The sequence below is a fragment of the Pseudoalteromonas arabiensis genome (assembly GCF_001550155.1).
Taxonomy (GTDB): Bacteria; Pseudomonadota; Gammaproteobacteria; order Enterobacterales; family Alteromonadaceae; genus Pseudoalteromonas; species Pseudoalteromonas arabiensis.
The window spans coordinates 545,605-565,840 of sequence record NZ_LRUF01000024.1 but is presented as its reverse complement, the minus strand read 5'-3'; the positions used below and the strand labels follow the sequence as shown (position 1 = coordinate 565,840).

Annotated in this window: 20 protein-coding genes; 7 read left to right on the top strand and 13 right to left on the bottom strand. The window is 40.0% G+C overall.

The annotated features are described in order from the left end of the window. Positions 1–48: 48 nt before the first annotated feature. The 4 genes from PAARA_RS15805 to PAARA_RS15790 all read right to left on the bottom strand — a co-directional run bounded on the left by PAARA_RS15805 (position 49) and on the right by PAARA_RS15790 (position 2,431). Complete coding sequence (locus PAARA_RS15805; RefSeq protein ID WP_062569958.1) at positions 49–780, bottom strand: TrmH family RNA methyltransferase; 732 nt, start codon at positions 778–780, stop codon at positions 49–51. Positions 781–908: 128 nt separating this feature from the next. After that, positions 909–1,355 carry a flavodoxin gene (locus PAARA_RS15800; protein WP_062569957.1) on the bottom strand — a complete coding sequence of 149 codons (447 nt, stop codon included), beginning with the start codon at positions 1,353–1,355 and terminating at the stop codon, positions 909–911. Next, the gene (truC, locus tag PAARA_RS15795) at positions 1,342–2,115 is read right to left on the bottom strand and encodes a tRNA pseudouridine(65) synthase TruC (protein WP_062569956.1); all 774 of its coding nucleotides are present in this window, start codon (positions 2,113–2,115) and stop codon (positions 1,342–1,344) included. Before truC ends, PAARA_RS15800 begins: the two co-directional genes overlap by 14 nt. A 1-nt stretch (position 2,116) precedes the next feature. Continuing rightward, positions 2,117–2,431: a YqcC family protein gene (locus tag PAARA_RS15790; RefSeq protein ID WP_062569955.1), complete on the bottom strand. Its 315-nt coding sequence runs from the start codon at positions 2,429–2,431 to the stop codon at positions 2,117–2,119. Between the two features lie 126 nt (positions 2,432–2,557). On the opposite strand from PAARA_RS15790, the gene PAARA_RS15785 reads away from it, so the two are divergent. Further along, complete coding sequence (locus PAARA_RS15785) at positions 2,558–3,586, top strand: DUF3549 family protein (protein WP_062569954.1); 1,029 nt, start codon at positions 2,558–2,560, stop codon at positions 3,584–3,586. Beyond that, positions 3,587–3,886: a DUF3301 domain-containing protein gene (locus tag PAARA_RS15780; protein WP_062569953.1), complete on the top strand. Its 300-nt coding sequence runs from the start codon at positions 3,587–3,589 to the stop codon at positions 3,884–3,886. 656 nt (positions 3,887–4,542) lie between these two features. On the opposite strand, the gene PAARA_RS15775 is transcribed toward PAARA_RS15780, so the two are convergent. After that, positions 4,543–5,190 (bottom strand): GNAT family N-acetyltransferase, encoded by a 648-nt coding sequence (locus PAARA_RS15775; protein WP_405128024.1) that lies wholly within the window; start codon positions 5,188–5,190, stop codon positions 4,543–4,545. Positions 5,191–5,336: 146 nt separating this feature from the next. Between PAARA_RS15775 and PAARA_RS15770 the strand changes: the two genes are divergently transcribed. The 3 genes from PAARA_RS15770 to PAARA_RS15760 all read left to right on the top strand — a co-directional run bounded on the left by PAARA_RS15770 (position 5,337) and on the right by PAARA_RS15760 (position 6,760). After that, the gene (locus PAARA_RS15770; RefSeq protein ID WP_062569951.1) at positions 5,337–5,567 is read left to right on the top strand and encodes a DUF2789 domain-containing protein; all 231 of its coding nucleotides are present in this window, start codon (positions 5,337–5,339) and stop codon (positions 5,565–5,567) included. Between the two features lie 153 nt (positions 5,568–5,720). After that, positions 5,721–5,987, top strand: a complete 267-nt coding sequence (locus PAARA_RS15765) for a hypothetical protein (RefSeq protein WP_062569950.1) — start codon at positions 5,721–5,723, stop codon at positions 5,985–5,987. After that, positions 5,987–6,760: a Zn-ribbon-containing protein gene (locus PAARA_RS15760; RefSeq protein ID WP_062569949.1), complete on the top strand. Its 774-nt coding sequence runs from the start codon at positions 5,987–5,989 to the stop codon at positions 6,758–6,760. Before PAARA_RS15765 ends, PAARA_RS15760 begins: the two co-directional genes overlap by 1 nt. Before the next feature lie 61 nt (positions 6,761–6,821). Here the strand turns inward: PAARA_RS15760 and syd are convergent, their stop codons facing one another. Further along, a complete protein-coding gene (gene syd, locus PAARA_RS15755) occupies positions 6,822–7,361 on the bottom strand; it encodes a SecY-interacting protein (protein ID WP_062569948.1) in 540 nt (179 codons plus the stop codon). A gap of 59 nt (positions 7,362–7,420) precedes the next feature. Here syd and queF point away from each other — a divergent pair, with 59 nt between their 5' ends. Next, positions 7,421–8,266, top strand: a complete 846-nt coding sequence (gene queF, locus PAARA_RS15750) for an NADPH-dependent 7-cyano-7-deazaguanine reductase QueF (protein ID WP_062569947.1) — start codon at positions 7,421–7,423, stop codon at positions 8,264–8,266. Positions 8,267–8,322: 56 nt separating this feature from the next. Here queF and PAARA_RS15745 read toward each other — a convergent pair whose 3' ends face one another. Together PAARA_RS15745 and PAARA_RS15740 are read right to left on the bottom strand one after the other, a co-directional pair. Continuing rightward, positions 8,323–9,357, bottom strand: a complete 1,035-nt coding sequence (locus PAARA_RS15745; RefSeq protein WP_062569946.1) for an isoaspartyl peptidase/L-asparaginase family protein — start codon at positions 9,355–9,357, stop codon at positions 8,323–8,325. Between the two features lie 125 nt (positions 9,358–9,482). After that, the gene (locus PAARA_RS15740; RefSeq protein WP_062569945.1) at positions 9,483–10,187 is read right to left on the bottom strand and encodes a SapC family protein; all 705 of its coding nucleotides are present in this window, start codon (positions 10,185–10,187) and stop codon (positions 9,483–9,485) included. 246 nt (positions 10,188–10,433) lie between these two features. Between PAARA_RS15740 and PAARA_RS15735 the strand changes: the two genes are divergently transcribed. Beyond that, the gene (locus PAARA_RS15735) at positions 10,434–11,144 is read left to right on the top strand and encodes a DUF6445 family protein (RefSeq protein WP_062569944.1); all 711 of its coding nucleotides are present in this window, start codon (positions 10,434–10,436) and stop codon (positions 11,142–11,144) included. A gap of 34 nt (positions 11,145–11,178) precedes the next feature. Here PAARA_RS15735 and PAARA_RS15730 read toward each other — a convergent pair whose 3' ends face one another. From PAARA_RS15730 to pgi, 5 genes are all read right to left on the bottom strand, one after another. After that, positions 11,179–12,693, bottom strand: a complete 1,515-nt coding sequence (locus PAARA_RS15730; RefSeq protein ID WP_405128028.1) for a tryptophan halogenase family protein — start codon at positions 12,691–12,693, stop codon at positions 11,179–11,181. A 76-nt stretch (positions 12,694–12,769) separates the two neighbouring features. Beyond that, a complete protein-coding gene (locus tag PAARA_RS15725; RefSeq protein ID WP_157066218.1) occupies positions 12,770–15,364 on the bottom strand; it encodes a TonB-dependent receptor in 2,595 nt (864 codons plus the stop codon). A gap of 606 nt (positions 15,365–15,970) precedes the next feature. Next, entirely contained in the window at positions 15,971–16,681 is a 711-nt protein-coding gene (gene pgl, locus PAARA_RS15720; protein WP_062569942.1) for a 6-phosphogluconolactonase, read from the bottom strand. 5 nt (positions 16,682–16,686) lie between these two features. Continuing rightward, complete coding sequence (zwf, locus tag PAARA_RS15715) at positions 16,687–18,159, bottom strand: glucose-6-phosphate dehydrogenase (protein ID WP_062569941.1); 1,473 nt, start codon at positions 18,157–18,159, stop codon at positions 16,687–16,689. Positions 18,160–18,421: 262 nt separating this feature from the next. Continuing rightward, positions 18,422–20,068: a glucose-6-phosphate isomerase gene (pgi, locus tag PAARA_RS15710; protein WP_062569940.1), complete on the bottom strand. Its 1,647-nt coding sequence runs from the start codon at positions 20,066–20,068 to the stop codon at positions 18,422–18,424. Between the last annotated feature and the right edge of the window lie 168 nt (positions 20,069–20,236).

Below are 20,236 nucleotides of genomic sequence, written 5' to 3'. Positions count from 1 at the left end.
CCGATTTTTATTGTTATTCTTCAATTTAACCCATTTTAGGGTAAAAGGTTAAGCGTGGCGCTTAAAATTATCTAAAATTATACCCGTTGCCATTGCTACATTAAGCGATTCTGCTTGGCCATAAGCCGGAATAGTGATTTTATCAGTAACTAAGCTTTCGCAATCAGTACGTATACCATGCGATTCACTGCCCATTAGTAATACGGCATCTTGCTTGAGAGCGGTTTTGTGAATGTTTTCACCTTCTAAAAATGCACCATACACAGGAAGGTTTAAGCTAGGTAAGTAATTAGTTAAGTCAGTTTGAGAGACACTCACACGAGCAAATGAACCCATGGTTGCGCTGATAGTTTTCGGGTTATAAGCATCCGCACTGTCTGTGCTGGTAACAATATGCTTAATACCATACCAATCAGCAACACGAATAATCGTGCCTAAATTACCCGGATCCGACACGCCATCTAGGGCTAGAATAAGCCCCGATGTAGGTAATGCTTGCTGACTTGGCATATCAACAACAGCAATTGCTGCGTTGTTACTAACGAGCGTACTGGCTTTAGTTAGGCTGTCTTCGTCTGCTTCAATGACTTGATGGGCTGCAAGCGCAGATTGGTGCGCTGTTATAAATGCAGGAGTCGCAAAAATATGAGCAATACTTAAACCACTGTTTAGTAATTCAAGTACATTTTTTTCGCCTTGAACAAGGTACTGGTTATATTGCTTACGGTATTTCTTTTGACCTAATGCACGAATTAGTTTCAGTTGGTTTTTTGAAATCATAACAGCCTCATAAAATGATGCGCTAGTATATCACCAAGGTCACAGATTCTGTACTCGAAAAACCAAGGGAAAAGTGCCAATTGCTTATTCAATCAGCACTTATAAGAGACACTGGCTAATAAGAGGCACTAACTAATTTTTGTCAGCCACTCATTTAACCATGGCTCAGTAACAGGCCAAGGTTCAAAATCTTCACATGCATCAATTTCTAAACGATGACCAACAGGTTTTGCCTGTAAATCACGAAACAGCTCATCAAAACTGCGACCTGCGCCACAAAACGTATCGCCATAGCTACGGTCACCCATAGCAATAATGCCGTATTGCTTGCCTGTTAACAGTGGGAATTGATCATTTAATTCGCTGTATAAAGCGACTAAGTTATCAGGAATATCACCCTGACCCGTCGTTGATGTGATCACTAAAATATGTGACGCTGCCAGCATGTCATCAACCGTGCCATTTTCAACTAATTGCGCTTGATGCTCTGACTTTTCAATGATTTCAATAACTTGTTCGCTTAAGCGCTCGGCACCGCCGTAAACACTGCCGACAAAAATACTAATGGTTGCCATAATAATCCTTTTCTTCTGTTGGCCAGCCAAGTTGCTGGCAAATCGTTAACATTGCATCGCCTAATGGCGCTTTAATTGTTATTGGTTGCTTGCTATAAGGGTGCACAAACTTTAATTCAGAGGCAAATAACATTAAACGACGAAGCTGAAAATGTTCTCTAAAAAATTGATTATGCTGATTATCACCATGATTTACATCGCCAATAATTGGCAATGATAAATGTTTTAAATGACGACGAATTTGATGTTTGCGGCCAGTTTTAGGAAAACATTCCACCAGCGAGTAACGAACTGTTGGGTACTTACCAATTGGAATAGGCAAGCTTGCTTGGTGCAGGCAATGAAATTGCGTTTGTGCTTCTTGCGGCGCTTTATCTTGATCTGCAAACTTATCGGCAATTTTATCAAGCTCTTCTTTTAAAGGTTTATCTAAGAAGATTGATTCGTTTAAAAAGCCCCTTACTAACGCTAAATAACGTTTTTCAATTTGCCCATCAATAAATAACTGATTCATGTCACGGGCTGCTTCTGAACTTAACGCAAACAGTAACACACCTGACGTTGGTCTATCTAACCGATGTACAGGAAATACGTGTTGACCAATTTGGTCACGCAGCATTTGCATCGCAAATTGAGTTTCGTGTTTGTCTAAAAACGAACGGTGAACCAATAAACCGGACGGTTTATCAATCGCAATGTAATTTTCATCGCGGTACAGAATCGTTAACTCATCAAATTGTGGCTTATCAATCTCTTGCATCTTAGTCATCACTCAAAAGTTGATCGAGTTTTTGTAAAACGCTAATCACATCATTACCACCGCTGTGTTGTGCCAGCATCATTTCAGCCATAGGCGCAATTGCAAAATTACGAGGTAAAGGCTGAGCATGTGCAATTAAGGTATGCATTTTTTCAAGAAAAACAAATTGCAGCCATTGCTCAAAGGCCATAGTGTCGTGGCAAAACGGTACACTTGAATTGAGCGCACTTGGGTCAATGGCTGTTGTTTGCCAAAGTGAATAGCGTTGTAATGTTGATTCTAATTCGCGCAGCAGCGCCAAAGTCTGTTGATGCATTGTAAAACTCTTAATACCTTTTTACTTAGGGAAGGTAAACAGACCCTAGTATACCCTGTTCCAAGGCGCCATGGTATGGCGTATAATTCGCCCCTGATATAGATTAATTACGGTAATTGAGATTTTATGACTGAGCAGATCGCCACTTTAGGGCAACTTCTGGATGCAGCAGGTACCACTTGGCGTGCCTTCGATATTGGCAGACACATCACGAAATTAGACAAAAAACAATTTCTCGCCATTGAAGAGACAAAAATCCCTTACCCATACCCGCTTGCTGGTCATGCTTGGCTTGCTATTCAATTTTGGGATGTAAAAGCGTCTAAAGAACCTTATGTATGGTTTTTAAAATTCCCACTCGATGAGCAAAGCCGCCTAGTAAGCGCAAGCCGTGACCACTTCGCAAATATGGTAATTGAAGCACTTGGTACAGAAATTACCGGTGAAAATGCTGAAGGCAAACTTGATAACAATCCGTATGTATTTACGCCAAACGCCAACAAGCTAGCGGCATTTAATGCACAGGTTAAGTGTTTACTTAAACAAAGTGCTTCACAGTACTACGAATATGCTCAGCTTTATTTTTCAGGCAAACTGGGGTTTGATAATTGGCAAAGTGTTGCAGTACAGGGCATTGCTGATTTTGCGATGCGTTTAGATAACGACAACAACTTAGCGAACCTACAAGCCGCTTGGGGGCAATTACCTGTCGAAGTATTACAGCCGCTCAGTGCTATGCTTGAACATGTTGCAATCGAACCCGTATTTGCAGAGCAATTGTTAGCCTATGGGTTAAACGCCATAGAGCATAAAGACGACATCGCCCTTGTGGCAGCTCTTAGAAGTTTATCAAAAACACCAGCGCAAGGTTTAACAGCGCAACTTGTTGATGCTGTATTGCGCTCTGATATGAACACCCAGTCAGATGTACTATTAACAATTGCAGGGCGTTGCTTTAGCACATTAGAAGACCCTGAACGCTTACATGTATTTATGGATTGCTGTGCACACCACACTGAAATTGAACAACTGTTTGTGAGTATTTTCACCGATTTAGTTGCAATTCCGAGTATTCGCCCTCACTTACTAGGTTTACTAAGACAGGAAAATCGCAGCGAAACACTCGCTCGAGCAATTGGAAGGTTATTTTCGTAAATGGCAGGCTTGTGGACACTCATCATCATTGGCAGCATTATCTACTTTTTTTGGTTAAACAGAAAAGTAGCCGAAGCAGCTAACCTTCATGCACAAAGACAAATTGAGCAGTTAAATGTGCAATTGATGAGTGTTGCTTGCAATAAACGCCGACTTGGCATTTTAAAAAGTGGTAAACCGGGTATTAAAAGTGAGTTTATTTTTGAGTTTTCAAGTGATGGGCAAAGCGTGTATCAAGGCGTTTTGATCATGGAAAATGAATTGCTTAAGAGTGTAGTGATACCACCGCACAAAATTTAAGCTGCGTCTAAACGCAGTAATTTTGATTGCGAAAAATGCAAAGCCCAGAAAGAACTAAGGCGTAGCTACTAGCCACGCCCCAATCTTGCTACTTCCATGATAAAGTGTCCCTACTCTTGCCGAAGCTGCCGTTTTTTTCTATCCCCTGAACGGGTATACATCCAGATACACCCACCATGCAACATCATGTCGCATTTAACACATCCCAGTGCCGTCCTCTTGCCATCAATGGCTATCCACTTCGTTTTCCAAACGCTCCTTTAGCTTCCTGCTAAATAATCCTTTGTTCAATCCTTTTCAACCGCTCCGCGATTGTACTGCATCCTAGCAGTTTCCTTATTCGTCCTTGCTTCCCTTTTAAATTGTCCTTTTGCTTCCTGCTAAGCATCTTTGCCAAATTGCCAGCGTCCTAATCCTTGGCATCAGTTCACTCATTGAACCTGTGTCGTCTTGACATGATTAAGTTTAGAGGAATAAGGAAATCAGGATAGGTACAAAAAGCAATTTTTTTGCGTTCATATTAAAGTAAGATAAGAGAATTCTTTTAAAAACATTAAGATAAGTAAAATTGGGTACAAAATTTGAGTGTTTATTCTGATAATACTTACAGCAATGTGAGATAAATCTCACATTGCAATTTCCAAAACGTCCGTTGGTTATTTTGCGCTCTTAAACATAAGGTCACCATTAACCTGATTAAAGCTTAGTGACTTAAATACTTCAAAGCTCTCTGAGGTAAAAAACTCGCGCTGTTCTGGGCGTGTCACAAATACAGCAAGACCCGATGTATTAGGACTGCTTTGTAGTAAATCATCAAGCCCTCTTAGTAAATATCGCCCAAGGCCCTGCCCCTGAAAGTGCGGGTCCACAGCAATAAAGGCTAAAAATAAATAAGGTGCTTTTTGCGATAATGCTTCTCGTATTGTGCGCTCTTTTTCAATCAATTGATTGGTTTGCAAATACCCTGCACTAAGCATTAATTTCAAGCGCCAGTGCCAGTAACGTTCGGCTTGAAGTTCACTGTTTGAGTCAAAAACACACGCAACGGCTTTCAATCTTTTTTGAGAGTACAATCCAATTAACGGCTGCTTTTCTTGCCAAAAGCTGGCTAGTTCTTCACGCACAAGGGCTCTGAGCTTACTTTCGTATTTAGTGGGGTTATCTGGTTGGTATCCAAGTACATTCTTTAACACAGGGTCATCATAATAAGCTTGGTAAATAAGACTTGCAGCTATACTGATATCTTCAGCACTGAGGTATTGCACACTGAATGTGTCGTGTTCGGCTATCGTTGTCATACTCATCCTTTATTTGGCTTTATTATTTTTACCACTAGACTATATATATACCTAAGCAAAGCTAAAAACAAATTCAGCGTAAGTTAAACTGACATTCTCCATTATTAATTTTAAGCAGTAATAAATTATCACCATACACAAGGAGCAGAACTATGGATACGACAAAACATGATATTTCAACCCTCTTTGCACAACTTGGTTTACCCTGTAAAGAGAGCGAAATAGACGCTTTTATAGCCTCACATCAATTGTCAGATACAACTTTGTTACAGGAAGCTCCGTTTTGGGATGAAGCACAGCAACATTTTCTAGCCGAGTCATTAGCTGAAGATGGTGCATGGAGCGAGGTGATTGACGAATTAGACGCAAGGTTACGCCAGTAGCTTTCGCTCCTTATTTACACACTAATATACCTAGTTTTAGCGTGTAAATAAGGAAATTAATTTCACTCCACCTCTATTATTGCTACCATACACGCGCACTGTGGCCCATATGCTACGGTGCTTTTTAGTCTTTATTAAAGAGTTTATACAAAAATGAATGCCGTTGTATTTGATGCAATTAAAACCCTTCTTGATGAAGGTAAAACCCCAACAGTTGCCCTAACAAAAAGTAAGCTAGCAGAACCTATGCCGATGCCAGTGATCATTGCAGCTGTAAGCCAATATAAAAACAATCCGGATTCAATAAAAAATTTCATTAATAACCCATCAAATGAGAAACTAAGTACACCAAAAGAAAGTCAATTGGATCGTATTGAAGCAAAATTAGATAGGTTATTAGCACTGCTTGAGAAAAAATAATGTTTGTTGTCGATCTGACTTTTGATTGCTACCAAGATACCACCTTAGAGCTTGCCGAGCAGGCAATAAACCGCTTAGTCAATGCGCTTCGTTTTAACGGCCAGATTATTGGTGATGAATTTCCTACTGTTCTAAAAGATGGATTTTTTATCACCCGCGTGATGTGCCCAACCGAAGATGCAATGCATCCTCTTAATAACAGCCCATTTGTAAAACACAGTATTGAGCAATTACACACTGCGGGCTTACTTGCTCCAAAAGTTAAAGTGATTGGCCAAGACATTCACTCAAATGGCGCAGATATGTGTGATGATCCGTCGTGCTATATTTTATACACCACCTACGTGCATACCTGTAGTCCTGTTTATTGTGGTGATGACTTTTTACCTGTGCCGTTATTTCGTATTCCTGCGATTGCCAATGGTGATTACAAAACACTGATAAAATGGCAAGAAGACTGGCAAGCATGCGATCAAATTCAGATCAATGGTGCAACCCGTTGTGAGTTTCCTGCTCTTGAGGAACTAACCAGTATCAACAGTGATTTATACCGCCGTGGGCGAGATATCACTAAGCGTATTAGCTATCTAACAAAGAAGCCAGTTTATTACTATTTGTATCGCGTTGGCGGCGTCGATAAAGAATCAGAGCTTGAACGTCGTTGCCCTAGCTGTAATGGAGATTGGAGGCTGCCCGAACCATGGTTTGGCTTATTTGATTTTCGTTGCGAGCCTTGTGGCATTGTTTCGAATATCTCTTGGGACTTTCAATAACTTAATAAAGGCAATAACCAGATACATGAAAGGGGCAATCGCCCCTTTTTACTTATTAAGTTTACACCGTTACTTTATCTAAAAACTCACTGATGCTGTTTGCTAGTACATGATGTGGCTTTTTACCCACATACTCTAAGCAAACCTCCCCGCTTTCAACCAGTACAGTAATAAGTAAGTCATCTTGCTCTGTAAGACCCATAAACACCGTTTCTGGCTGCTTTAACTTACGTTTCATGAGTACATGGCCAGTAATATTCTGCTGCAAACGGCTAAAATCGTCTTCATTCCATGCTTGCAGCAACTCAATATGATGATCGTCGATGCGAACTAGCAAGTTTCCTGCATACAGGTGGCCAAATAACACACTCAGCTCTTCAGGAAAATTAAGCGCTAAAGCATTTGCTAAATCATTTAAAGATCCCTTGGGCTGTTGCGGTGCTGCTCGCCATTGAATAAGGCCTTGCTCATCAACATCACCTTGCTCACACGGGCTAGGCCATGCTTCATCATGCTCAATAACAGGTAACCTTCCCGTGCGCTCTAGGCATTTTTCACTAAATGCTTGGTGTAGTTTTTCTAGTTTTAAAGAAACGGACATACTGCGAAACTCATTAGCTTTGGGTATAATGTCGCCATTGTAACCACAAAAGTGTAAAGATGACAGATTACAGCAACTCTCCCGAATTAAAAGACAGTGTGCTTGGTAAATCAACTGAGTATATAGACACCTACACACCTAACTTATTGTTTCCTATTGCCCGTAAACTTAATCGTGACGCGTTAGGTGTTAGCGAAAATAACTTACCATTCAAAGGGCAAGATATTTGGACTGGCTATGAGTTATCGTGGCTCAATAATAAGGGTAAACCAATGGTTGCTGTAGCGACATTTGTGTTTCCTTGTCAAAGCAGTCACATCATTGAGTCAAAATCATTCAAGCTGTATCTGAATAGTTTTAACCAGACACGCTTTGCAGCTATTGAAGACGTACAGCAAGCTCTTACTAGCGATTTATCTGCCGCCGTGAATGCGCCTGTCGTCGTCACTTTATATAAAGCTGACGATTATAACTGCTTGCCATTTACCGCGTTACCAGGCGAGTGTATTGATGATCTTGATATCGAAATCACCAGTTATGATATCGACTCAAGCTCGCTTCGTCACAGTGGCGATGACGTTATCTCAGAAACACTACACAGCCACTTGCTAAAATCGAACTGTTTAATTACCTCACAGCCAGATTGGGCAAGCGTGATTATTCGCTACAAAGGTCAAACAATCTGCCATGAAGCCTTATTAAAATATTTGATTTCGTTTCGTACTCATAACGAGTTCCATGAGCAGTGTGTAGAGCGTATTTACTGTGATTTAATGCAGCAATTAAACCTTGAAGAGCTTGAAGTGTATGCCCGCTATACACGCCGAGGTGGTTTAGACATCAACCCTTATCGCTCAACGAATCAAGATGAAACACCCTTTCAAGTGAAAATTAATCGCCAATAACTTTGATGACAATAAAAAACCGAGTTGAACTCGGTTTTTTATTGTCTGAAGATTAATTATTCGTCTTTAAAAATACCCACATACGTTGGTGATGTATTTGATTTACTCGCACGATACATACCCGCAGTATTAAACGGTAAGCTGATATTGCCTTTAGCATCAATGATGATCACGCCACCAGTACCGCCAACAGGCATTAAAACATCGTGGATTACCTCGTTACCCGCTTCAACTATCGTTTTACCTTGGTATTTTACACGCGCGCAAATGTCAGCAGCCACATTGTAACGAATAAAGTACTCACCATGCCCTGTCGCCGATACTGCACATGACTCGTTTTCAGCAAAGGTACCTGCACCAATTACTGGTGCATCACCAACGCGGCCAAAGCGTTTCGCCGTCATGCCACCGGTTGAAGTGCCTGCGGCGATATTGCCGTTTTTATCAAGCGCAACGGCACCGACGGTGCCCATTTTATAATTAACTGGCAAGGCTTGATGTGCTGCTTGATAATCTTTACTGGTTACTTGTTGCTTATCTAGTTTTTCTTTAGCTTTTAAAAGTGCTTCATAGCGACTTTCTGTATCAAACAGATTATTTTCAACCAAAGGAACACCTTGCGTTTTTGCAAAGTCTTCAGCCCCTTGACCGCTCAGCATCACGTGCACTGACTTTTCCATCACTAAACGAGCAAGGTTGATTGGGTTTTCAATGTGTTTAATGCCTGCAACTGCGCCAGCTTGTCGATTACGGCCATCCATTATCGAAGCATCTAATTCATGCGCGCCATCATAGGTATACACAGCACCACGACCAGCATTAAAAAATGGCGAGTTTTCAAGTACATTGATAGCTGCTGTAATTGCATCTAAGCTCTCACCGCCCTTCTCTAGCACTGTGTAGCCAGTTTCTACTGCCTCTTTTAATTTTGCCCGATAGGCTTTTTCTTGTTCTGCTGTAAAGCGGCTTTTTTCTATGGTGCCAGCACCACCATGAATGGCAATAGCAAACGGCTGCTCTGCGCTGTAAGTTGGAACACTGAGTGACAATGCGCTAAGCGCAATGGCTGAGGTGAGTAATGTTTTTAACATAATGGGCACTTATATTTATTTTGGTGATAAGCCCAATGTGAATAATTCATCGGCAATTTTCAAGTATTACCCGATGAAAGAAATAAAAAAAGCGCCAAATGGCGCTTTTCTTTAGCTGTTTAAAATTATGCTTTAGCAGCTTTTAAACGTGCCAGACGTGCTACTTGATGAGTAGACGTTAAGAATGAGTAGATAGGCGCTAAATAGCCACGCTTACGAAGCTCAAGGAACTCTTCATCGCTTAATGCGTTTAACTTTTTCTCATCTACAAGGTAAATACCACTGATGTCCTTTTTCTCACCTTTGATATCTACAGTTAATGTTTGCGCAACTAAAAGCTCTTTATCAGCTAAGAACTTAGTGAATGCGTCTGTTACTTGAGAAAACTCGATGAAAGAAACAAGTGCTTCTTTACGACGTTTAAGGTATTCAGTCTCTTCACCATTTTCGAAAAGTGCATTACCCGTTTCTTCACTTACAAGTGGGCTTGCTTCGTCAATAACGATACCAAATTGGTCACCCTCAGGGTGTTTTACTAGACCAAGAGGATAACGTGTCATCGCCATAGGTGCGAAAGCGGCTGTCCACTTGTCATCTTCGATAAATAAGTTTTCGCCTGGCTCTAGACCAAAGATCGCAACAGCTTGGAATTGACCTGATTCATTGTTTTTAACAAAAGCCATTGGAAATTCATTTGCGATACGTGCAAATTCGTGGGCAACCACAGGAACTAAATGCTGAGATTTCATGAACTCGACATGGATGCCGTTTTGAATTTTAGTGTTGGCATGTTTTTCGTTATGTAAAGGCTGTACTTGTTGCTCCGCCATGATACTGCTCCATTATAATTTTATATATGTTTTGCTGTTAGTGCCCAAAGCCTATCGGTTTTAGACACAAAAAGGAAGTGAAAATTTTGTGGCAGATTGTACATTATTTTTTAACACAAATAATTACTCAACAACGGTTAAAAAACAGCCTAGAAAAGCGGTAAATTAAGGCAAAATCCCCTCGCCTCTAACTAATTATTTTTGTTAGTATATTCATTAATGATGAGGAATTTACTGAGCATTTAAATGGAAAGTTATCAATTAAATAAAAACTATAAAGTGCAGGTAATCAATATTGAAAGTATTGATGAAAACATCATTATTATTGATGATTTTTTAAGCCATCTTCAAGGTGTTTATCATTTCGCATCAAACGTCGCATACTTTCAACCTATCGGCACAGATGGCACCTTGTACCCTGGTAAACGCGACGAAATGCCAGCCCCTTATTACCGAGTGTTTGAACAACTACTGCAAAGCTTAATAACGGAAGGTGTTATAGATTCTGGAAATAACAATCTCTATTTGCATAAATGTAAGCTCTCGGTTGTAACGCAATCTGCTAATGAATTACATGTCATGCAGCGCATGCCACATATTGATTCAACAGATGATAAAACCTATGCTGCTGTACATTATTTATCAAGTAAAGAATGGGGTGGTACAGGTATTTATAAATACAAACCAACAAATACAATTAAAATTACCGCTGAAAATCAAAATATCGTCCACGATATAATCAAAAACGTACAACAACATGAAAGTACACATCAAGGCTATTTAGATGAAAGTACTGAGCTATTTGAAAAAATTATTGATATAGAGGCAAAACCAAACCGTGTGGTACTTTATAAAAGCAACCTGCTTCATAGTGCGGCCTTAAAAAACAACCTACCATATAGCCAAGATATTAAAAATAGTCGACTCTCTATTTCATCGTTTTTTAGAATTGAATAAGTGGCTTGTTAATTAAAAGCCACTTATTTGCTGTTTACTGTTTTTGCATTCCAAACTTTTTAATTTTCTCGAGCAGCGCTCTGTGTGTTGGAAGCTCACCTAACAACTGATTAACTCGCTGTTGCTTTAACGACGTTAATTGCTCAAAACCGCGCACAGTATTTAGTGTGTCTGATGCAGGAAGGTAACGCATGCCAAACAATACATACAAGTAATTCTCAAGGTCGAACAAATCAAATTTACTTGCAAAGTCTTCTCTATTTGGCGCAAATCTTTGCCAACGCGCTAAGTTATTTTTCAATTGCTGTGATAATTGCTCATCTTTACGGTTATCAATCCAGAACTCAGAATCAGTTCTGTCTGAAATACAGTAATGCATTTTTATAAAATCAAACGTCTGCTCCCACACGTAATTAACATGGCGATTGTAGTCATCAATCACTAATGCAATATCCGCTTTACAGCGAGGAAAACGCTTTGCTAGTAGGTTTGCAGAAAAGTCAGCGATTAAAATTGCAGTGGCTTCGAGTGGTTCTACAAATCCTTGCGATAGACCAATGGCGACACAGTTTTTATGCCACATTTTTTCCCTTCGCCCTACTTTCATGGGGATTTTTCTGGGAGTTAGATGGTTAAACTTTTCACCTAAATATGTGTGTAATTTGTCTAACGCTTGTTGTTCAGTCATATATTTAGATGAATACACAAAACCAACACCTCTTCGCTGTGTGAGGGCAATATCCCAAATCCAGCCTGCTTGGTGCGCGGTTGCAATTGTATAGGGAGGAATTTCATCATCTGGCGAGGTAGGAACTTGTAGAGTGATCGCAGTGTCTGTTAGTAGGCAATCTGACTTATCTAAGAACTCAACTCCCAGCTTGTTGCCAAGAATTGCTGCAGAAAAACCGGTGCAATCAATAACAAAGTCAAATGCCATTGCCACATCATCTTCATCAACTAAGTGTGTTATGTAGCCTGCATCATCTACTACAACATCTTTTATATCTGCAAAATGATGTTTTACAGAAAAAGATTGCTCTGCATGACGACTTAAAAATGCAGCAAATTTTTTGGCGTCAAAATGATAAGCATAGCCATTAACACCCATAAATTCTGGGGTAGTAATCGTCTTGGGTGCTAAGTTTTTTTCACAACATAAGTGCTGCTTTGAAACAAACGAAGCATAGTCAGACGACTCATTTGCAGCAAGCCAAGCATCTGTTAGTTGCTCACCGAAAATATGAGGATGATCAAACAAATGATGATAAAAATTACTGCCATGTTTTGTTTTATCCAACCAATTAACAAACTTAATTGATTGCTTAAATGTCACATCACATTCATTAATAAAATCGCTTTCGCTAATACCAAACTTTTGTAATGAGTTACGCATTGAAGGCACTGTACCTTCGCCAACACCGATTGTAGGAATAGTCGGTGATTCTATTAAAGTAATCTCAATGTTACTTCCTTGCAGAGACTGCCCTAAATGGTTAGCAGCTAACCAGCCTGCGGTTCCGCCACCAACAATTGCGATTTTCTTTATCATTATTAACTCGCTTTCATTTACTCACAAAAAAGCCCAGTACAAACTGGGCTTTAATAGATTCGTTATCTAATTAAAATTAGAAACGAAGCGTAACACCTAGCTTGTAGCGTGCTTCACCTTCAAAGCTCCATGCTGGGTAGCCATTACGAAGTTCTGGAACCACTTCAGCATCGCTTGGTGCAACACCAATTTGAATGCTGTCTTCTTCAGTTAAGTTAACAGCTTCAAATGTTACATCAATATTCTCAGTTACACTGTAGTTCGCGCTGAAATCTAATGTACCGTATGATTGGTGCTCACGGTTACCATAGAAACCAGGAAGCTCACGAATCATGTACTCTGAACGCCAGTTATAAGCTAAACGCGCTGAGTAAGTATCTGTTTCATAGTAACCCACTAAGTTTACTGTATGCTCAGATGAATCAGAGAATAGAGGAATTTGATCTGGGTAATTTTCAGCCTCAGACGGTGCATCTACAAACGTATAGTTAACTGAGTAACCAAAACCACTGTCAAAACCATCTTGAATTTGTAGCTCGATACCTTCAATTTGACCGCCTGTTGCATTCAACTTAGTTGAAAGAGTCCAGTTATCACCTTGCGTATCAGGGTCAAATACACCAATCTGTTGGTTTAAGATTTGACTAGATGTAACAAATGAAGTGATGTCTTTAAAGAAGTACGTCGCACTTACCATGCCATCACCATCAAAGTACCACTCGATGCCTAAATCGGCCTGAGTTGCTTTGAATGGGTTAAGACCCACATTACCTTTTGTTAATACTTCGTTACCTGCTGTGCCATCTGAATAACCTGCAAATGAAGACGCAGAGAACATATCGGTATAGTTAGGACGTGCAATAACCTGTGCTGCAGAAGTACGTAGAATCACATCTTCAGCGATATCAAAAGCAATGTTAATGCTTGGTAGAATATCGTTATAGCTCGCTTTATCTGTGCTTAATGTGCTTTCATAAGTACCGTTGGCAAAGCCATAGTAGTCAGATTCAGCATCTGTAGAAATATAGCGTAAGCCAAAGTTACCACGAATAGATTCTGCAGAGAATTCTGCCATTGCATACACAGCAAAGTTTTCTTCTTCAATTGTACCATAGCCTGAACGATACACATCTGAGTCGTTATCAAAGCTTACAATTGCGGCACGAGCATCTGTAATCATTCTATCAAAGTCTGGCTCAGGTAGAGTAAAACCTGCACCTGAAGACATAGTACCTGAGAAGTATGTTTCACCATCACCTGTAGGTAATACATCTGTTAGTGTCGTTGAGTAAGTTTCTTGTTTAACTTCGTGATCAGCCCAGCGGAAACCTGTTTTGATAGCTGTAATCGCACCAAAATCTACTGGGAAGGTAAGGTCTAACTGTGCATAGGTTTCTTCATCTGTATTAGGCTGTTTCTTAAGTGACCAACCAGCTGGAGAAAGTGGACCTGTAAAATCTGATGGTTCAAAGTATTTATTATTGATATCAATTTTAATTACTTCGCCAGTTGCATCATACGTACCCGCATAATCAGAGGGTAAACCAATGAAGTTACCGTAGTTCGCTGTTAAGTCTGTACCACCTTCTGATTCAGTAGTACCGAAACGACCTTTTAATGTGAAGTTTTCACCTTCATATTTAAGGCTAAAATCAGCTGTATCTGATGTCATGCTCGCAATACGCGCCCATGTTTGTACCCAACCTGGATTTGCACCTTCGCCAGTACGACGGTAGAAAGTACACGTTCCTGATGCATTCGTTTGCTCACACGCTGCATCTTTATCATCAGGGAACATCACGAAGTTTGAGGTATTTGCGTTGTTTGCATCTAACTCTAGGCTCATGATATTCAAGCCTAATTCTAGATTTTCAGTTGGGCGATACTGGAATGTAGCATTTAATGCTGTACGCTCACGCTCTTGTTGGAAAGTGGTTGGAACAATGTCACCCCAGCCAATTAGTGACTCAATACCATTACGTTGATAGTTCGTTTCTGCCCATGAAACTGAACCTAGAACACCGAATGTTTCTTCATCATTTTTCCAGCTAAATAAACCTGAAATTTGCGGGTCAGTTTCTTCAGAAATAGTACCGTAATCTGCTTTAGCACTTAAGAAAGTAGTACCAGCATCAAGGTCTAGTGGTTTGCGTGTATTAACAATAACAGTACCACCTACACCACCTTCAACGATGTCAGCTTGTGACGATTTATAAACCTGGATTTCACCTACAAGCTCAGGTGGTAATAGAGTGTAGTTAAAGCTACGGTCGATAGACTGTTGGTCGTACCAACCAGTTGATGCCACTGTTTGACCGTTTAAAAGAGTACGTGTAAGTTGGCTAGATGCACCACGGATCGATACTTGCTGGCCTTGACCAAACTGACGGTTAACTGCAACGCCCGAAATACGGCCAAGCGCTTCACCTACGTCACCATCAGGAAACTTACCTACATCTTCTGCAGAAACAGCATCGACAACGCTGTCAGCAAAGCGTTTAGTATTCATTGACGCTTCAAGTGAACGGCGAATACCGCGAACTTCAATAACTTCAACGTCCTCTTGAACTTTTGTTTCATCTGCTGCATAGGCAGCACCAGTGAATCCGGCACTCATTACAAGACCGATATTAACTGCTAATAAGCTTTTCTTAAAATTTTTAGCTAACACAGGATTCCCCTTGAATCATTTTGTTGGTTTTATATCACTTCTGCCCAGTGATGATGACAACGCTGTCATCTAGTAACAAACCATACACTCTAAATTACATTTGTGCTACATCTTTTTGGCTGTTTTGTGCAAAAAATTTACAACAAAATAATTAAGATATTGAAATTAATGAAATTTAATATTGAGCATTTAAGAATTGTTACATTTAAACGGCGCAAATATAACATGAGATTTAAAGTATATGAAAAGCATAGTTGAGAGTTTTTAGGTACAAAGCACCTATTTTAAGCAATTTTTGTAAGCTTTACTTTCCAGAGGTTAATTATTAGCCATAACCAAAAGTTATAAAAAAAGGCTTAACTAACAATCAATTAGTTTTGAATTAAGGTGTATTTTTATAACCACGCCAACATTGATAAATTTTATTTAACTTTTTCTGGGCAGAAAGCGTCAAGGGGTTGAGAATAAAAATCAATACCAATGACAGCGTTGTCATTTTTAAATTATAACGAGCATATTATTTAATGTCTAATGCTTTTTGTTCCTTATTTAAATAAAAAAGCGAGCCTCAAGCTCGCTTTCGTTTAATGTTTTTAAAACAAGTAATTATGGAGCCCAATAAACTTCAATATTAATTGTTGGGTGATTCAAAACAGCGCGTAAAGGCATGTCTGCAACAGCCCCGCCCTGCTTTGCTTGTTTATACACTTCAAGCTTTTCTTCGCCACTGATTAATAACTTGACCACTTTAGAATCAGCAATTGCAGCAAGTGTTAATGTCATACGCTCAGTTATCTTACCTGTAACATCACTTTCAATAGCATTAATAGCGCAAACTAAATCATTTGTAGCTAAACCATGCTCTAAACCTTCAGCATGTGGAAAAAGAGAAGCAGTATGGCCATCTGGCCCCATACCTAAAATTGTTACATCAAAAGGACGCTTTAAAGATTGGTATGCTGCTTCACATTCAGCAACGCCCTTTTTTGCAGTCGCTGCGCTATTTTTCATCGTAATGAAGTTAGCTGCCGCGCCTTGGTTTTGTAATAACGTACTTTTGATAAATGCTTCATTACTTTTTTCATGTGATGCATCAACCCAACGCTCATCAACCATAGCAACATCAATATTTGCCCAATCAAGCTCAAGGTTAGATAAGTGTTCATACGCAGGTGCCGGTGACGAACCACCAGATACCATTAATACTGCACGGCCATCTTGTTTAATGCCTGATACTAAACTTTGCTCTAAACTTGAAGAAAGCTCAGCTGTTAACTCATCTTTAGTCGCAAAGAATTTTTCAACAATTGTTGCCATCGTATTTACGCCTTATCGCCAGTGTTAAACCATACATGGTTATTTTCATCTAGTAATTCATCAGCATCTTCGGGACCCCAGCTACCTGCACGGTATAACGAGGGAGCGCCTTTTTCTTGCCAACGTTCGATAATTGGATCAATCCACTTCCAAGCTTGGCGAACTTCATCGCGGTGGATAAATAGTGATGGGTTATTAGCAGCCGCATCAAGCATTAAACGTTTGTATGCATCAGAATGGAAACCATTACTGTATGCTTGAGACAACTCAATATTCATTGTCACAGGCTCTAACTGCATTTCTAAATTATCAAGACGCTTTGACATAAGCGTTAATTGAATTGTTTCTTCTGGTTGCAGGCGGATCACTAAGCGGTTTGGCTCAATATTGCCAACGTTATCGCTGTATACATTGTGAGAAACTTTTTTATACTCAACAACAATTTCAGCACAACGCTTTTTCATACGTTTACCAGTACGAAGATAGAAAGGAACACCTGCCCAACGCCAGTTATCAATGTGTGCACGAATAGCAACAAATGTTTCTGTTTTACTTGCGCCCTCGTTTAATTCTTCTAAGTAGCCTGGCACGATTTTGCCATCTAAATTACCAGGTACATATTGGCCTCGAACAATATTTGCATCAACGTCTTCCGCAACAAGCGGACGCAGTGATTCAAGCACTTTTAGTTTTTCTGTGCGAATACTATTGGCTGTTAATTTGTTTGGCGACTCCATTGCAACAAGACAAAGCAGCTGTAATAAGTGGTTTTGCACCATATCACGAAGTGCACCCGCTTTATCGTAGAAGCCAGCACGGCTTTCAAGGCCCACTGTCTCTGATAGACTGATTTGGATATTATCAATCGACTTAGCATCCCAAAGATTTTCAAACAATGAGTTTGAAAAACGCAGTGCCATTAAGTTTTGTACCGTCTCTTTACCAAGGTAATGGTCGATTCGGAAAATCTGTTCCTCAGTAAAATACTCGGCAATTTTTGCATTAATTTCTTCTGCGGATTTTCCACAGTAACCAATCGGCTTTTCAACAACCACACGCGATGTGTCTGTGATCAGGCCTTTCGATGATAAAATCTCACAACAACTACCGTACACTGCTGGCGGTAATGACAGGTAAAATACACGAGACTTGTCCGCTTCATGCTCATCTAAAATGTCTTTTAACTTATCCCAATCAGCATCCGCTTCTGTAACATTAGTCACAACAGGCACTAAGTAAGCAGAAAACGCTTTCCAGTCTTTGGCGTTATATTCACCCTTGCCAAGAAACTCTTGTAACGCTTTATCTGCTGTTTCGATGTACTCTTCTCGCTTACTTTGGTCACGTACCGTAGGGAGAATGCGAGAACCTTGAGGCAGGTTGCCTTCTTGATAAGCGCGATACATTGCAGGTAGTAATTTGCGTAACGCAAGATCGCCACCGCCCCCAAAAATTACGATATCAAATGGATTTAGCATATATCACTCTCTACATTGGCAATGCCATGTCTTCACTTCATGCAGTGTGGCAATGCGAATTGTTGTTTGGATGATTGGCGATGTTTAAAACATTTAACAAAGCCTATTGAATTTATGTAAGTAGCTTACTCATTGTTCTTATTTTGGCTGAAGTAAATGAGTCTTAGGGGCTCTGTAAATCCTCTCACAAAAATACAGGCCCTAAGAACTCCAGCGCTACCCGTTCAAAGGTATTTGGTTTACAGCTAATGCTGCGAATCTTTTACTGCTTACGATGTGCTTTATAGTAAGCGATCAGTCCATTGGTTGAGCTATCGTGTGGGTGACTCACTGCGTCATCAAATAGTTCAGCTTCAATTTTAGAGGCAAGTCCTTTACCTAGTTCAACACCCCATTGGTCGAATGAGCAAATCTCTAAGATAATCCCTTGGCAGAAGATCTTGTGCTCATAAAGTGCAATTAAACGACCCACTGTTTTTGCATCCACTTTGTCCAGTAGCATTGACGTGGTTGGGCGGTTGCCTTGGTGAATCTTATGATTCAGTAATTCTGCAATTTCGGCTTCCGATTTACCTTTCGCGGTTAAATCAGCCGTTACTTGCTCTGCATCAACGCCTGCCATCATGGCTTCTGTTTGAGCAAAAAAGTTTGATAATAAAATATCATGATGCTTGCCAACATTCACTTGCGGCTCAATAGACGCAATAAAATCAGCAGGCACAATTACATTACCTTGGTGCAAACATTGATAAAATGCGTGCTGACCATTTATACCAGTCATACCCCAAATAATAGGCACTGTCGTATAAGGTACTGTTTCGCCAGCAAAGTTTACATGTTTACCGTTACTTTCCATTTCACCTTGCTGTAAATAAGCAGGTAACATATGCAATGCTTGGTCGTACGGTAAGATTGCTTGCGATGTATGACCTAAAAAGCTGGTATTCCAAACACTTAATAGCGCCATTAATAGCGGTACGTTTTGTTCAAATTTAGCCGACTTGAAATGTTCATCAACTTCAAACGCACCTTCAAGGATCTCTTCAAACGCTTCGAAGCCTAAATACAATGCGATTGGTAATCCTATCGCACTCCACAGCGAAAAGCGACCACCGACCCAATCCCACATTGTGAATACGTTTTCATCTGCAATTCCAAACGCGGCTGTCTTTTCTAAATTAGTGCTCACAGCTACAAAGTGTTTGGCAATGTACTCTTGTGCTTGCGCCGATTGTAAAAACCATTCAACCGCTGACTTTGCATTGGTCATGGTTTCAGATGTTGTAAATGTTTTTGATGAAATAACAAAAAGCGTTGTTTCAGCACTTAACTCTTTTAATACAGAGGCAATCTGTACGCCATCAACATTTGAAACATAATGAACTTTCAATGTGTCATCGGCATAGGCTGCAAGTGCCTCAGTGGCCATTTGTGGGCCTAAGTTTGAGCCGCCAACACCAATGGCCACAACATCTTTTACGGCCTTACCTGTGTAACCTAACCACTCACCACTGCGAACCTTATTAACGAACTGCTTCATTTTTGCGAGTTCGTTGTTAACGTCATTCGTTACATTATCGCCATCAACCATAACAGGTGTATTAGCGCGGTTACGCAATGCAGTATGAAGTACGGCGCGATCTTCGGTGATATTAATTTTTTCACCGGTGAACATTTTTTCACGCCATGAGCTGATATCACATTCATTCGCTAGTGCAATCAGCTGCTCGAATACTGTTTTATCTATATGTTGCTTTGAATAATCAAATAAAACACCTGGGATTTGAGCGGAAAACTGCTCGAAGCGCGAGCTGTCATTGGCGAATAAATCTTTAAGATGAATTTGTTTCATCTTTTTTGCACTGTCACTCAATGCTTGCCAACTAGCTAACTGCGAACGGTTGCTCATAAATGAAATCCCCTAAAAAACTTGCAACAATTTGATATGTAACTATCTTTTTAATTAAAAATGAATAAAGACAGCAATTAAAAACACGAAGTTGGTTAACACTAAGTTAAAATGACAACGCTGTCAATGTCCTACTTTTACATTTTATAGTCGAGATAATAGCGCAAT

Excerpts from the sequence above, each read along its gene's own strand:
- PAARA_RS15805 (WP_062569958.1), bottom strand. The coding sequence starts at position 780 with ATGATTTCAAAAAACCAACTGAAACTAATTCGTGCATTAGGTCAAAAG.
- PAARA_RS15800 (WP_062569957.1), bottom strand. The coding sequence starts at position 1,355 with ATGGCAACCATTAGTATTTTTGTCGGCAGTGTTTACGGCGGTGCCGAG.
- truC (WP_062569956.1), bottom strand. The coding sequence starts at position 2,115 with ATGCAAGAGATTGATAAGCCACAATTTGATGAGTTAACGATTCTGTAC.
- PAARA_RS15790 (WP_062569955.1), bottom strand. The coding sequence starts at position 2,431 with ATGCATCAACAGACTTTGGCGCTGCTGCGCGAATTAGAATCAACATTA.
- PAARA_RS15785 (WP_062569954.1), top strand. The coding sequence starts at position 2,558 with ATGACTGAGCAGATCGCCACTTTAGGGCAACTTCTGGATGCAGCAGGT.
- PAARA_RS15780 (WP_062569953.1), top strand. The coding sequence starts at position 3,587 with ATGGCAGGCTTGTGGACACTCATCATCATTGGCAGCATTATCTACTTT.
- PAARA_RS15775 (WP_405128024.1), bottom strand. The coding sequence starts at position 5,190 with ATGAGTATGACAACGATAGCCGAACACGACACATTCAGTGTGCAATAC.
- PAARA_RS15770 (WP_062569951.1), top strand. The coding sequence starts at position 5,337 with ATGGATACGACAAAACATGATATTTCAACCCTCTTTGCACAACTTGGT.
- PAARA_RS15765 (WP_062569950.1), top strand. The coding sequence starts at position 5,721 with ATGAATGCCGTTGTATTTGATGCAATTAAAACCCTTCTTGATGAAGGT.
- PAARA_RS15760 (WP_062569949.1), top strand. The coding sequence starts at position 5,987 with ATGTTTGTTGTCGATCTGACTTTTGATTGCTACCAAGATACCACCTTA.
- syd (WP_062569948.1), bottom strand. The coding sequence starts at position 7,361 with ATGTCCGTTTCTTTAAAACTAGAAAAACTACACCAAGCATTTAGTGAA.
- queF (WP_062569947.1), top strand. The coding sequence starts at position 7,421 with ATGACAGATTACAGCAACTCTCCCGAATTAAAAGACAGTGTGCTTGGT.
- PAARA_RS15745 (WP_062569946.1), bottom strand. The coding sequence starts at position 9,357 with ATGTTAAAAACATTACTCACCTCAGCCATTGCGCTTAGCGCATTGTCA.
- PAARA_RS15740 (WP_062569945.1), bottom strand. The coding sequence starts at position 10,187 with ATGGCGGAGCAACAAGTACAGCCTTTACATAACGAAAAACATGCCAAC.
- PAARA_RS15735 (WP_062569944.1), top strand. The coding sequence starts at position 10,434 with ATGGAAAGTTATCAATTAAATAAAAACTATAAAGTGCAGGTAATCAAT.
- PAARA_RS15730 (WP_405128028.1), bottom strand. The coding sequence starts at position 12,693 with ATGATAAAGAAAATCGCAATTGTTGGTGGCGGAACCGCAGGCTGGTTA.
- pgl (WP_062569942.1), bottom strand. The coding sequence starts at position 16,681 with ATGGCAACAATTGTTGAAAAATTCTTTGCGACTAAAGATGAGTTAACA.
- zwf (WP_062569941.1), bottom strand. The coding sequence starts at position 18,159 with ATGCTAAATCCATTTGATATCGTAATTTTTGGGGGCGGTGGCGATCTT.
- pgi (WP_062569940.1), bottom strand. The coding sequence starts at position 20,068 with ATGAGCAACCGTTCGCAGTTAGCTAGTTGGCAAGCATTGAGTGACAGT.